16 protein-coding genes are annotated in these 13,581 nt (G+C 34.1%); 15 read left to right on the forward strand and 1 reads right to left on the reverse strand.

Features of this window, described 5'->3' with window-relative positions:
* The first annotated feature begins 173 nt into the window (after window positions 1-173).
* The 12 genes from BFA01S_RS07005 to rsmI all read left to right on the forward strand — a co-directional run bounded on the left by BFA01S_RS07005 (window position 174) and on the right by rsmI (window position 8,164).
* Window positions 174-518, forward strand: a complete 345-nt coding sequence (locus BFA01S_RS07005; RefSeq protein ID WP_066227523.1) for a DUF805 domain-containing protein — start codon at window positions 174-176, stop codon at window positions 516-518.
* A gap of 212 nt (window positions 519-730) precedes the next feature.
* On the forward strand, window positions 731-934 hold the full coding sequence (locus tag BFA01S_RS07010) for a sigma factor G inhibitor Gin (RefSeq protein ID WP_066227526.1): 204 nt from the start codon (window positions 731-733) through the stop codon (window positions 932-934).
* A 125-nt stretch (window positions 935-1,059) separates the two neighbouring features.
* Window positions 1,060-2,484: an aminotransferase class I/II-fold pyridoxal phosphate-dependent enzyme gene (locus BFA01S_RS07015; protein ID WP_066227531.1), complete on the forward strand. Its 1,425-nt coding sequence runs from the start codon at window positions 1,060-1,062 to the stop codon at window positions 2,482-2,484.
* A gap of 11 nt (window positions 2,485-2,495) precedes the next feature.
* Complete coding sequence (gene tmk, locus BFA01S_RS07020; RefSeq protein WP_066227534.1) at window positions 2,496-3,119, forward strand: dTMP kinase; 624 nt, start codon at window positions 2,496-2,498, stop codon at window positions 3,117-3,119.
* Window positions 3,120-3,216: 97 nt separating this feature from the next.
* Entirely contained in the window at window positions 3,217-3,543 is a 327-nt protein-coding gene (locus tag BFA01S_RS07025; RefSeq protein WP_066227540.1) for a cyclic-di-AMP receptor, read from the forward strand.
* A gap of 12 nt (window positions 3,544-3,555) precedes the next feature.
* A complete protein-coding gene (locus tag BFA01S_RS07030) occupies window positions 3,556-3,996 on the forward strand; it encodes a YaaR family protein (RefSeq protein WP_066227547.1) in 441 nt (146 codons plus the stop codon).
* Between the two features lie 14 nt (window positions 3,997-4,010).
* On the forward strand, window positions 4,011-5,003 hold the full coding sequence (holB, locus tag BFA01S_RS07035) for a DNA polymerase III subunit delta' (protein WP_066227550.1): 993 nt from the start codon (window positions 4,011-4,013) through the stop codon (window positions 5,001-5,003).
* A 2-nt stretch (window positions 5,004-5,005) separates the two neighbouring features.
* Window positions 5,006-5,833, forward strand: coding sequence for a PSP1 domain-containing protein (locus BFA01S_RS07040; protein ID WP_066227556.1), 828 nt, complete (start codon window positions 5,006-5,008; stop codon window positions 5,831-5,833).
* Between the two features lie 13 nt (window positions 5,834-5,846).
* Window positions 5,847-6,212: a DNA replication initiation control protein YabA gene (gene yabA / locus BFA01S_RS07045; protein WP_066227558.1), complete on the forward strand. Its 366-nt coding sequence runs from the start codon at window positions 5,847-5,849 to the stop codon at window positions 6,210-6,212.
* 68 nt (window positions 6,213-6,280) lie between these two features.
* The gene (locus BFA01S_RS07050; RefSeq protein WP_066227561.1) at window positions 6,281-7,024 is read left to right on the forward strand and encodes a tRNA1(Val) (adenine(37)-N6)-methyltransferase; all 744 of its coding nucleotides are present in this window, start codon (window positions 6,281-6,283) and stop codon (window positions 7,022-7,024) included.
* Window positions 7,011-7,286 carry a GIY-YIG nuclease family protein gene (locus BFA01S_RS07055; protein WP_066227563.1) on the forward strand — a complete coding sequence of 92 codons (276 nt, stop codon included), beginning with the start codon at window positions 7,011-7,013 and terminating at the stop codon, window positions 7,284-7,286. Before BFA01S_RS07050 ends, BFA01S_RS07055 begins: the two co-directional genes overlap by 14 nt.
* Complete coding sequence (gene rsmI, locus BFA01S_RS07060) at window positions 7,283-8,164, forward strand: 16S rRNA (cytidine(1402)-2'-O)-methyltransferase (RefSeq protein WP_066227566.1); 882 nt, start codon at window positions 7,283-7,285, stop codon at window positions 8,162-8,164. The genes BFA01S_RS07055 and rsmI overlap by 4 nt, the downstream gene beginning before the upstream one ends.
* 25 nt (window positions 8,165-8,189) lie before the next feature.
* Here the strand turns inward: rsmI and abrB are convergent, their stop codons facing one another.
* Complete coding sequence (gene abrB / locus BFA01S_RS07065; RefSeq protein ID WP_066227569.1) at window positions 8,190-8,471, reverse strand: transition state genes transcriptional regulator AbrB; 282 nt, start codon at window positions 8,469-8,471, stop codon at window positions 8,190-8,192.
* 646 nt (window positions 8,472-9,117) lie between these two features.
* Here abrB and metG point away from each other — a divergent pair.
* The 3 genes from metG (at window position 9,118) to BFA01S_RS07080 (ending at window position 13,403) form a co-directional block, all read left to right on the forward strand.
* A complete protein-coding gene (gene metG / locus BFA01S_RS07070; RefSeq protein WP_156483554.1) occupies window positions 9,118-11,100 on the forward strand; it encodes a methionine--tRNA ligase in 1,983 nt (660 codons plus the stop codon).
* A 98-nt stretch (window positions 11,101-11,198) separates the two neighbouring features.
* Window positions 11,199-11,966: a TatD family hydrolase gene (locus tag BFA01S_RS07075; RefSeq protein WP_066227575.1), complete on the forward strand. Its 768-nt coding sequence runs from the start codon at window positions 11,199-11,201 to the stop codon at window positions 11,964-11,966.
* A 246-nt stretch (window positions 11,967-12,212) separates the two neighbouring features.
* Window positions 12,213-13,403 (forward strand): G5 and 3D domain-containing protein, encoded by a 1,191-nt coding sequence (locus BFA01S_RS07080; RefSeq protein ID WP_066227578.1) that lies wholly within the window; start codon window positions 12,213-12,215, stop codon window positions 13,401-13,403.
* Window positions 13,404-13,581 lie beyond the last annotated feature (178 nt).

The following is a 13,581-nucleotide window of genomic DNA, read 5'->3' on the forward strand; positions in this document are numbered from 1 at the left end:
TCTTTTTATTTAACCTTTTTAGCTTAGAAACTTTAAAATGATAAGTCTTTCGATGTATATAAATTGTAAATTTATATATAAAAATGGTAATACAGGACCATTATTTGGATTTATATACATGATATACTAAATCCATTAATGTAATTATTATTTATTCTATTGGAGGACTAGAAATGAAATGGTATTTAAAAGCATTCCAGAAGTATGCGATATTTCAGGGAAGAGCAAGACGGAAAGAATATTGGATGTTTTTCCTTATTCATTATATTATTCTGCTAGCACTTATAATAATACAAGAAGTTGCAGATATTTCTTTCTTATTTGTAGTATATTTTTTAGCTACTATATTACCAACCTTAGCTCTTTCAGTTCGTAGATTGCATGATATTGGAAGGAGTGGATGGTGGATTTTAATATATTATGTTCCATTCGGTACTATTGTTCTACTCGTATTTGCTTGCCTGGATAGTCAGGAAGGCGACAATCAATATGGTCTAAATGCTAAAGTTCCAGCTTAAAAATAATCGTCCTATTAATGGGACGATTATTTTTTATTAAAACAGAATACATTAATTCATTTAATATAAAATTAATTTTAAAATGATTTGAAATAGACATACACGGATAGTTATTAGTCACATAAAATATGAAATATGTAATTAATTAATCTTAGAATTCTGTATAAGGTTCACCTTTTTGGGCAGACTTTAAATATGGAGGTGGAGAGAAAGTGAATTCTAATAATCTAATAAAACAAACTAGGGAAGTATGTATTATTTGTGAGAAGAAAAAGGAAAAGGGGATTCATCTTTACACAAGCTTTATCTGTACGGATTGTGAAAGAGAAATGTTAGCAACAGAAACATTTGATCCAAAATATAAGTTTTACTTAGAAAAATTAAAAAGGGTAAATACCCCTCCTCTTTATTCCTAAGATCTGTGATAAACAGGTCTATTTTTTATAGTTATCATGACTCTGTACTGTTTATCGATATAACTATTGTTATAATATATATTAAGGAAAGAAAATGCAGTTAATTTAAGAAAGGTAAGTTTGACATGGAAACTCCACTATTCTCTGCTTTAATAAAACATAAAAGTAGATATCCTGTTTCTTATCATGTGCCTGGACATAAAAATGGTGAAGTTTTTATTAATGAGGCAAGAGAAGTATTTCAGGAAATTTTAAAGATAGATGTGACAGAGCTTAATGGCTTAGATGATTTACATGATCCACAAGAAGCAATTGCGGAGGCACAAAGTCTGGCAGCAGCTTTATATGAGGTAGATAAGACATTTTTTTTAGTTAACGGTTCTACTGTCGGAAATCTTGCGATGATTATGGCTTGTTGTAGCGAAGGTGAACCAGTGCTCGTACAAAGGAATTCTCATAAGTCTATTATGCATGGTGTACAATTAGCAGGGGCAAAACCTGTTTTTTTATCCCCTGTTTTTGATGAGCAGTATAAAGTTCCAGCTTATGTGGAATATGAGACAGTTAAGGAAGCTATTTTACAGTTTCCTAATGCAAAGGCTCTCATTTTAACAAATCCTAATTATTATGGATTATCAACTGATTTAACGGAAATTATTAATCTAGCTCATCAATATAAAATACCTGTGCTGGTAGATGAAGCACATGGTGCTCACTTTGTATTGGGGAAAGAGTTTCCGGTCTCATCTGTTAAATATGGGGCGGATGTTGTCGTACATTCGGCACATAAAACGCTTCCTGCCATGACGATGGGCTCTTTCTTACATGTAAATAGTAATCTTGTTGATATAGATAAAGTGACTTGGTATTTATCCATCCTTCAAAGCAGCAGCCCTTCTTACCCAATTATGGCTTCTCTTGATTTGGCAAGGGCATATTTAGAAGAATGTAAGCAATCGATGCAAGAAGAGATTATACAGGCAGTGAATAAATTCAAAGAGCAAATAGGCAGTCTCTCAGGAATTAAATTAATAACTTCAAAGGATAAAAATATAAAAACAGATCCACTGAAGGTGACTATTCAATCAACAAATGGACTGACAGGTTTTGAATTGCAATCCATATTTGAAACTACTGGGGTTTATTGCGAACTTGCCGATATATATAATCTATTATTTGTTCTTCCGTTGAAAGATATTGACTTATTATCTGAAAAGCTGACATTATTAGAGCCTTTATTAAGAAATAAAAAAGGCTTAAATAATTATCATTGTTATACTTACCAAGCAGATAGAAAAATAATTTCATTGGAAATACCATATTCTCACTTTAAAAATTGTAAAAAAGAAGTTGTCAATTTTGCTGATGCAGCCGGGCATTATGCTGCGGAATCTATTATTCCATATCCACCCGGAATACCATTTATTATGGCGGGAGAAAAATTAACAGAGAAATTAATAGAAGAATTGATCAATTTAATAAATCTAGGAATTAATATTCAAGGCGATCAACATATAAGCTATGGAGAAATTGCTGTTTATCGAAAGTAAGGGTGAAAAGAATGAATGGTTTATTTATTACATTTGAAGGTCCTGAAGGTGCCGGTAAAACGACAATCTTAAATATGCTGAAAAATTATAATTTTGGTAGAGAAGTTGTTTTTACGAGGGAGCCTGGCGGTATTCATATAGCAGAAAAAATACGAGAAGTCATCCTGGATAAAAATCATACTGAGATGGATGCAAGAACGGAAGCACTATTATATGCAGCTGCGAGAAGACAGCATTTAGTCGAAAAGGTTATTCCTGCATTAAAAGATGGGAAGATTGTTATTTGTGATCGCTTTATAGATAGTTCATTAGCTTATCAAGGGTACGCGAGAGGACTTGGGATTGATGAAGTTCTATCAATAAATGAGTTTGCAATAAACGGTGTTATGCCTGATTTAACTTTATATTTTGATATCGATCCTGAGGTTGGATTAAAGAGAATTGCTGACAGTGAGATTCGTGAAGTGAATAGATTGGACTTAGAAAAGTATAGTTTTCATGTAAAAGTACAAGAGGGATATCAAAAGGTTATAGAACGCTTCCAGGACCGAATTATTAAAGTACAGGCAGATCAGTCTGTAAACGTTGTTTTTGAAGAGGTAAATAAAATATTAGCACAATATATTTGTGATTGAAATTATTAAAAATACCAAATTCTGATATAATATAATTACCATAAATCAAGCAATGATATAGAAAGATTTGCATGTTACAATAAAGGGGCTCGTACTTATGAAATTAATTATTGCTGTCGTCCAAGATAAAGATAGTAATAAACTATTAAATATACTTACGGAATATAACTTTCGTGTAACAAAATTAGCTAGTTCTGGCGGCTTTTTAAAATCTGGCAACACAACGTTCATGATCGGAACGGAAGATATCAGGGTACAAAAGGCACTCGATATTATTAAAGAGAATTGTCAATCTCGAAAACAGTTTGTAACACCTGCTACTCCATTAGGTGGAAATGTGGATTACACAACTTTCCCAGTAGAGGTTGAAGTAGGGGGAGCAACTGTTTTCATTCTACCAGTTGATCATTTTGAACAATATTAGAGGAGATAAATGATGAAAATTAGTCAAGATATTCGGACGATGATTGAGAAAAGAGGAGTAGAACAAAGAGGAACTGCGATATCATCAAAAGGTTTCCAAGATCTTATCCAAAAACAGGGGAATAAATTACAAATAGAACAGTTGAATAAATTGATGGTTGATATTGATGGTGCTGGACGACGTCTGGCAAAATCGAGGAATTTCAATGAACTGTCTAAATATAAAGTGTTAGTAAAGCGGTTTATTCAGGAGGCTGTAGAATTTGGGATGAGTACAAAACAATCCTACAGTTGGGATATGAACGGAAACAGCAGATCATTGAAAATTGTAGAGCAAGTTGACCAGACTTTAATAGAATTAACAGATGAAATTGTAAATAAAGAGCAATCATCAATCGATATTCTTGCTAAAATAGGAGAAATTAAAGGATTGTTAATTAATCTGTACGTATAGAAAGTGGTTTTGATATGACGAGTACATGGAATGAATTAGCTGTCTATCAGCCTAAAGTGTTAAAATTATTAGCAAACAGTATTCAGAAGAATAGATTAGCGCATGCGTATCTTTTTGAGGGAAGTAAAGGCACGGGGAAAAAGGATATTAGTTTATTATTAGCTAAGCGTTACTTTTGCCAAAATCCGAGTGGATATGAGCCTTGTCATATATGCAGAAATTGCAGACGAATCGACACAGGAAATCATCCTGATGTACACATTGTGCAGCCGGATGGTCTGTCTATTAAAAAATCTCAGATTCAGGCATTACAAGAAGAGTTTTCAAAAGCGGGCGTTGAATCAAATAAAAAGCTGTATATTATTGAACATGCTGACCGTATGACAGTCAACGCGGCAAATAGTTTGCTGAAATTTTTAGAAGAACCAAGTTCCAGTACAATTGCTATTTTAATTACAGAACAGGTTCATCGTATTATAAATACGATTCTTTCAAGATGTCAGACCTTATCTTTTCAGCCAATTCCTCCAAGCGCTATAAGAGAAGAGCTCGAAAAGCATGAGGTACCGAGCAGAATTGCTCATCTTGTTTCTTATTTAACAAATGATGTAGAGCAAGCACTCGAAATAAGTCGAGATGATTGGTTTGCAGAAGCAAGAGTGATAGTGATAAAATTGTATGAGGTATTGTGGGATCGTAAAGGACAAGCACCATTAATGATCCATACACAATGGATGCCGCATTTTAATGATAAAGAAAAGCAAGATATCGGTTTAGATTTACTGTTATATATATATAAGGATTTATTATCTGTTCAGATCGGAAATGACAAGCAGGTTGTTTTTCAAGATTTGTTACAGCAATTAAAGCAGCATTCCCTTCAAATAACTCAAAGAAATTTGCTTAAGAAAATAACATTAGTATTAGATGCTAAGAGAAAGCTTCACGCCAATACGAATCCGCAGTTATTGATGGAACAGTTGGTTTTAACATTGCAGGAGGGATGAGTTTGTACGATGTTGTAGGTGTCCGCTTCAAAAAAGCAGGCAAAATTTATTACTTCGATCCGAATGATCTCCAAATCCAATCTGGTGATTTTGTTATCGTCGAAACGATTAGGGGAATTGAATACGGAAAAGTAGTTCTTAATAATAAGAAAGTAGAAGAAAACGATGTTGTATTACCGTTGAAGAAGGTCATTCGTTTAGCGGATACAAATGATCAAATAATGGTCAAGGAAAATCAACTTGCTGCACAGGAAGCTTATAATGTTTGCCAGCAGAAGGTGGAAGAACATCGTTTAGATATGAAGCTTGTTGATGTAGAATATACATTTGACCGTAATAAGGTTATTTTCTACTTTACGGCTGATGGAAGAGTCGACTTTCGGGAGCTCGTAAAAGATTTAGCTGCTATTTTTAAGACAAGAATTGAATTAAGACAAATTGGAGTACGTGATGAGGCCAAAATGCTCGGCGGAATTGGTCCATGTGGCAGGATGCTTTGCTGTTCAACATTTTTAGGCGATTTTGAGCCAGTATCAATAAAAATGGCAAAGGATCAAAACTTATCATTAAACCCAACGAAAATCTCTGGATTATGCGGCCGCTTAATGTGCTGTTTAAAATATGAAAATGATGAATATGAATCAGCAAAAGAGATGCTGCCGGACTTGGGAGAGGTTATCGGAACTCCTAACGGAATTGGAAAAGTAGTTGGGCTTAATATTTTAGAACGTGTGTTACAGGTAGAGCTTGTCGAACGGGAGCGCGTTGTTGAATACACTTGGAGTGAATTACAGGAAGAAGGCGTAGTTCCAATGCAATCCACAGATTAATGGGGTGGAACAAGTGAATAAAAAAGAGATATTTGAATCGGTTAGCAGTATGGAAGAACAAATCGGTTCTTTGTACACTCAATTAGGCGCATTAAAACAACGCCTGGGTGATCTTATGGAAGAGAACCATCATTTACAAATTGAAAATGGTAATTTACGTCGAAGACTAGATTTGGCAACATTAGTCGAAAAAGAGAATAAAGGTAGTAAAACTGATAAACAAAAAGAACAAAAACAAAGCTTAATTGATATAGGCGAAGGCTATGATAACTTAGCTCGTCTTTATCAAGAAGGTTTTCATATTTGCAATGTTCATTATGGGAGCATTCGTAAAGAGGGAGACTGCTTATTTTGCTTGTCTTTTCTAAATAAAAAATGAGGAAGGACTGACCCGTTTATTTAAGGGATCAGTCCTATTTTATATATAAATAAAAGGAGAATTAGTTTATGGTTGAGCTAAAGGATGACGAGCGCCTGGACTATTTATTAGCTGAAGATTTACGTATTATTCAAAGCCCATCTGTATTTGCTTTTTCACTTGATGCAGTTTTACTGTCTAAATTTGCTTATTTGCCGATTCAAAAAGGGAATATTATCGATCTTTGTACAGGGAATGGAATTATTCCATTACTGCTTAGTACAAGAACGAAAGGTAAAATAACTGGTGTGGAAATTCAAAAGAGACTATATGATATGGCAACAAGAAGTGTTGCCTATAATAGATTGGATGGGCAGATTGATATCATTCATGGCGACTTAAAGGAAATGCCAAAGCAATTAGGTCATAGTAAATATGATATTGTTACTTGTAATCCACCTTATTTTGTTACACCAAAGGAAGGTAAAAAAAATGAGAATGAACATTTTGCCATTGCAAGACATGAGATATTATGTACTTTAGAGGATGTTATTCGTGTTAGCAGCCAATTATTACGTCAAGGTGGTAAATTTGCAATGGTTCATCGTCCGGGCCGCTTTCTTGAAATTATTGAACTAATGAAGAAATATAGACTTGAACCAAAGCGTGTTCAATTTGTTCATCCTAATAAGGAAAAGGAAGCAAATACATTATTAATAGAAGGAATAAAAGATGGCCAGCCAGATTTGAAAATTTTAAAACCCCTTTTTGTTTATAATAAGCATAGTGAATATACAGATGAGATAAAGGAAATTTTATATGGAGAAAAATAATCATTTTTTCTATGTATTAGAATGTAAGGATGGGAGTTACTATGCTGGATATACAGTTGACTTGGCAGCAAGAGTAGAAAAACATAATGCTGGAAAAGGAGCTAAATACACAAGGGCAAGAAAACCAGTAAAGCTTCTTTATAATGAAAGATTCGAAACTAAAAGTGAAGCACTGAAAATGGAATACTCCTTTAAAAAACTATCCAGGATAGAAAAGGAAAAGTATATAAGAAAAAATAGAAAGGAGGGATTACATAAATGAATAGCCAAAAAAGCTTTATAAATGATAATGAAAAAGGTGAATTATATTTAGTCCCTACACCAATCGGTAATTTGGAAGATATAACATTCCGTGCACTTAATATTTTAAAAGAAGTAGATGCCATTGCCGCAGAGGATACAAGGCAAACGAGAAAACTATGTAATCATTTTCAAATAGAAACACCGGTTTTTAGTTATCATGAACATAATAAAGAAGTTAGCGGAACACGCATCCTTGATATGATGATGGATGGTAAAAGAGTTGCTCTCGTAAGTGATGCCGGTATGCCGACAATTTCTGATCCTGGAAGTGAGCTGGTCAAACAAGTACTGAGCTTGAATGCAAAAGTCATTCCGCTTCCAGGAGCAAATGCTGCATTAACAGCATTAATAGCATCAGGAATTAGTCCGCAGCCTTTTTATTTCTTTGGATTTTTGGACCGGCATAAGAAAGAAAAGAAAAAACAATTAGAACAATTGAAAAGCATGAGGGACACATTGATTTTTTACGAATCCCCGCATAGATTAAAAGATACATTAAATCTTATGTATGAGTACTTTGGTAATAGGATGATCTGTCTATCAAGGGAGTTAACGAAGAAATTTGAAGAGTTTATTCGTGGAACTCTGGAGGAAGTAATAAAGTGGTCTGAAGAAAATGAAATCCGTGGAGAATTTTGTATAATAATAGAAGGAAATACTAATGAGGAAATAGAGGATCCAGACAATATATGGTGGAATACATTGGGATTAGCAGAACATGTAGAACATTATATAGAAAATGGATTAAAAGCAAAAGATGCTATTAAACAAGTTGCAGTAGATCGTGAAATGGCAAAAAGAGATGTTTATCAAGCATATCATATTAATGAAAAATAAAAATGCCCCTGTAATGGGGGCATTTTTATTTTTCAACTAATTGACTTTGAATTTCAGCAAGGATTTGTTCTGCACCTTCACGGCTAAGTACAAGTTTACCATTACCAAGTGTGAAATTATCATCAGATACTTCACCAGTTACTTGGCAAGTCATATTAGGTTTATATTTTTTTAAGATGATTCTTTCATCATCAACATAAATTTCTAATGCATCTTTCTCAGCAATACCTAAAGTACGGCGTAATTCAATAGGAATAACGACACGGCCTAACTCGTCAACTTTACGTACAATTCCAGTAGATTTCATAATTCTTTCTCCTCTCAATATAAAAAAAATATCTCTATTTTTAATTTCAAACTTCGTCAATATAAGTCAAGATTCGACAAAAACTGCTTGCTCTATTAGAATATCAGTGTTTCCAATAAACGTCAATCATTTTTTTGAAGAAAATTTGAAAAATAGTAAAAAGATTGATAGATAAAGGGATTGAAGTATCTATTAGTAGATGAATATTTACCATTAAATTCATAAAAAGGAAATTTAAAAACATTTAATTACTTTTTTTTGAAATATTTCTGATTCTTATTATACAATATATTCGACAAAATTTAAATAGTTCAAATATCTGTATATTCCAATAGAACTATTTTAACTTGAATGATAAAAAACAATCTGATTATAGTATTTCTTTCTAAAAGAAAAGCAATTTGTTTATGTATATTTTCTTGATATTAAGGGTTAAGATGGTATCATAGAAATTATAAATAATAATGTTGAAAAAGTATTATTTCATTAGATTTTAAACAATATAATAGTTTCGTAAAAGCGCTCTCGTCCTTTAGGGCGAGGGCTTTTTTATAAAGCAAGCGTCTCTCTAGCCGCTTTGGGTTCTTGCCAAGGGCTGTTTAAGACGCTTTCGCTTTTCTTAACTGCTTTAAAGGAGGACACTATGGTGGAAAACCAACAAAAATCATATTATATTACGACACCAATTTATTACCCAAGTGGAAGGCTGCATATTGGACATGCATACACAACAGTTGCGGGAGATGCGATGGCACGCTATAAAAGGATGCGTGGATATAATGTTATGTATTTGACAGGTACTGATGAACATGGACAAAAAATTCAGAGAAAAGCTGAAGAAAAGAATGTGACACCAATACAATATGTAGATGAAATTGTTTTTGGTATCCAGGATTTATGGAAGAAAATGGATATATCTTATGATGATTTTATCCGTACTACGCAAGATCGACATAAAGAAGTAGTAGAGAAGATCTTTACACAGTTAGTAGAACAAGGTGATATTTACTTAGATGAATACGAGGGATGGTATTCTGTTCCTGATGAGACATATTACACAGAACTTCAGTTAGTTGATCCGATAAAAGAAAATGGGAAAATTGTTGGCGGGAAAAGTCCAGACAGCGGACATCCGGTTGAACTAGTAAAAGAAGAGTCATATTTCTTTAAGATGAGTAAATATGTTGACCGATTATTGGAATACTATGAACAAAATCCAGAATTTATTCAACCTGAATCTCGTAAAAATGAAATGATTAATAACTTCATTAAGCCAGGTTTAGAAGATTTGGCTGTATCTAGGACAACATTTGACTGGGGAATAAAAGTACCTGGGGATCCAAAACATGTTATTTATGTATGGATTGATGCACTTTCTAACTATATAACAGCTTTAGGATATGGCACAGAAAATGATGAAAAATATAAAACATACTGGCCTGCTGATGTTCATCTTGTAGGTAAGGAAATTGTTCGTTTCCATACGATCTATTGGCCAATTATGCTAATGGCTTTAGATTTGCCATTGCCTAAAAAGGTATTTGCACATGGATGGTTATTAATGAAAGACGGAAAAATGTCTAAATCAAAAGGAAATGTCGTTGATCCCGTTACATTAATTGACCGCTATGGTTTAGATGCACTTCGTTATTATTTATTAAGAGAAGTTCCATTTGGTTCTGATGGAGTATTTACTCCAGAAGGTTTTGTTGACCGAGTTAATTTTGATTTGGCAAATGACCTAGGTAATTTATTAAATCGAACAGTAGCAATGATTGAGAAATATTTTGAAGGTAACATTCCGGAATATAGCGGCTCAGTAACAGAATTTGATGACAGCTTGAAAAACTTATCCGAAGAGACAATTAAAAAGTATGAAGAGTCAATGGAAAAAATGGAATTCTCAGTTGCGTTATCAACTGTTTGGCAATTTATAAGCAGAACGAATAAATATATAGATGAAACACAGCCTTGGGTGCTTGCAAAAGACGAAGAGAATCGTGGGAAATTAGCATCTGTAATGACTCATCTTGCGGAATCTTTGAGAATAACCGCTGTATTATTGAAACCGTTTTTGACACAAACACCGAAGCAAATATTTAAACAATTAGGTGTGAATGACGAAAATCTACACAGCTGGAATAGCATTGAAAATTTTGGCCAGTTATCATCTGCTAAAGTATGTAAAGAAGCTCCGATTTTTCCTAGATTAGAAGTAGAAGAAGAAATCGAGTACATAAAAAATCAAATGCAAGGTTCAGAACCACCAGCAGAAGAAGTGAAAGTAGAAAAAGAAGAATCTTTAGAAGAGATTACAATCGATGATTTTATGAAAGTCGAACTTCGTGTAGCAGAAGTTCTTCATGCTGAGCCGATTAAAAAAGCAGACCGCCTTTTAAAAATTCAGCTTGATTTAGGATATGAAAAGAGACAAGTTGTATCAGGTATTGCAAAATATTATAAACCTGAGGAGCTTGTAGGAATGAAGGTAATCTGTGTAACGAATTTAAAACCAGTAAAACTTCGTGGTGAACTATCGCAGGGAATGATTCTTGCAGGTTCAAAAGATGGGAATTTGGCACTTGCGACAGTAGATTCTAGTCTTCCGAACGGATCACAAGTGAAATAATTGTATATAAATGGGTGTTCCACGTGTAACATTTTGTAGAACACCCATTTGTTTTGTCAATTATTAGATGAAAATTAAGCCAAAAGGAGTTGTATGGAATGTTGTTTGATACACATGCACATTTAAATGCTTTGCAATATGAGAATGATGTCGAAGAAGTCGTTCAAAGAGCTCTTGACGAAGGGGTATCTGAAATTGTTGTTGTAGGCTTTGATAGAGAAACAATTGAGCGTGCAATGGAATTAATAGAAGAATATGATTTTATATATGCTGCAATTGGCTGGCATCCTGTTGATGCTATTGATATGACTGATAAGGATTTACAATGGATAAGAGAATTATCAGAACATCCAAAAGTGGTAGCAATAGGTGAGATGGGTCTGGATTACTATTGGAATAAGTCACCAAAGGATATCCAAAAGGAAGTTTTTCGTAAACAGATAGCATTGGCAAAGGAAGTAAAGTTGCCAATTATTATTCATAATCGCGACGCAACAGCTGATGTTGTTGCTATTTTAGAAGAAGAGGGCGCGAGTGAAGTCGGGGGTATTATGCATTGTTTTACAGGCAGCTTAGAAGTTGCTAAACAATGTATGGATATGAATTTCTATATTTCGTTTGGCGGGCCTGTCACGTTTAAAAATGCAAAAAAGCCCAAGGAAGTTGTCCAGGAAATACCGCTGGATCGTTTGTTAATTGAGACCGACTGTCCATATTTAACTCCACATCCTTTTAGAGGAAAGCGTAATGAACCTGGTTATGTAAAATATGTAGCAGAAGAAATAGCAAAATTGAGAAACTTGTCGTATGAAGAGATAGCAAAAAAAACTTCCGACAATGGAAAGAAAATATTCGGCATAAAGTGATAAAAAACGATACCAATTTGTGGTGATTACTATGACCAAGGGAATAAAAATCAAAAGGTTCTACACGTCTCATCTCCTTCATAGGGTAACTTTGTCGATAAATTATCCTTCACTTTTCCAATACTTTTAAGCATAATGATTATTGTGTTGGAAAAATAGGGTAGTCCCAAGATGCTTGACAGAAAGCAATATACTCTATTATAATCCACGAAGGAGAAGGAGGCGTTTTTCATTTTATTAAATGATATGAAAAAGCTGTTTTCTAAAAAGCTGTTAAAGAACAAATATGTCCTAACTGCAGCAGGTGTACTTTTCATAGGATCTGGTACTGCTTATGGTACATATGAAGGGACGAAGGACACTGTTAAGTTGAGCTTAAACGGTGAACAACAGAGTATACGCACACATGCTGATACTGTAAATGATGTATTAGAAGAGTATGAGGTTGATATAAGAAAAGAGGATCATATTTCACCATCCCCGTCTTCGAAAATCAAAAATCAGATGGAGATTGAATATGAGGCTTCAATACCTGTGGAAATTACATTAGATAATGAACGAAGGACAATTTGGACAACAGCTGAAACAGTTAAAGATTTAATCGAAGAAGAAAAAATAGCAATAGCAGAACATGATAAGGTAAGTTCATCATTAGATACAAAAATTAAAAAGAATATGGCAATTAACATAGAAAAAGCAATTTCACTCACTTTAAATGTTGGTGGGGAACAGCAACAAGTTTGGACAACTTCGACTACTGTCGCTGACTTTTTGAAGGAAAAAAACGTAAAGCTAAACGACCTGGACAAAATCGAACCAGCGTTAACTGAGAAGTTAAATGGAAAAGATGTAATAACAGTTACACGCGTAGAAAAAGTCACCGATGTTGTGGAAGAACCAATTGCTTTTAATACAGTTACTAAAAAGGATCATAATATTTCCAAAGGAAAAGAAAAGGTTATTGATCCCGGCGAAAAAGGAAAACAAGAAAAACATTATGAAGTTATTATTGAAAACGGGAAAGAAGTATCCCGAAAACTTATAAAGATGGAAAAACTAAAAGATAGTAAAGACCGTGTCGTTGCCCAAGGAACAAAGGTAGAACAGCAGGCAACCCAAGTATCCCGTGGAGGCACCTCCTCCGGTGGGAAAGAAATGTATGTGACTGCGACAGCATATACAGCGAGTTGTAATGGGTGCTCTGGTACAACGAGAACAGGTTTAAACTTAAGAGCAAATCCTAATGCCAAAGTAATCGCAGTTGACCCTAGTGTCATTCCGCTTGGATCAAAAGTCCATGTAGAAGGCTATGGTTATGCTATTGCTTCAGATACTGGCGGAGCGATAAAAGGGAATAAAATTGACGTGTTTGTCCCGGATACAGCTACGGCATACCGCTGGGGTAATAAACGTGTTAAAATAAAAATAATAAATTGATCTTCATGCAGAGGGTTTTTGCCCCTCTGTTTTTTTGCGTTATAATGAAATGAGAAAAGTGAAATATCTTATCAGGGTGGAAAGCATTACGGCAGGTATCCTTTAGTGTTCAAATTCAGAACGGCTTATAACCAGAGGAGCTGTATATCAAACCCGGTTGGAAATTCATATCTTCTTA

Origin of the sequence: Metabacillus fastidiosus NBRC 101226, assembly GCF_001591625.1 — a bacterium.
GTDB lineage: Bacteria > Bacillota > Bacilli > Bacillales > Bacillaceae > Metabacillus > Metabacillus fastidiosus.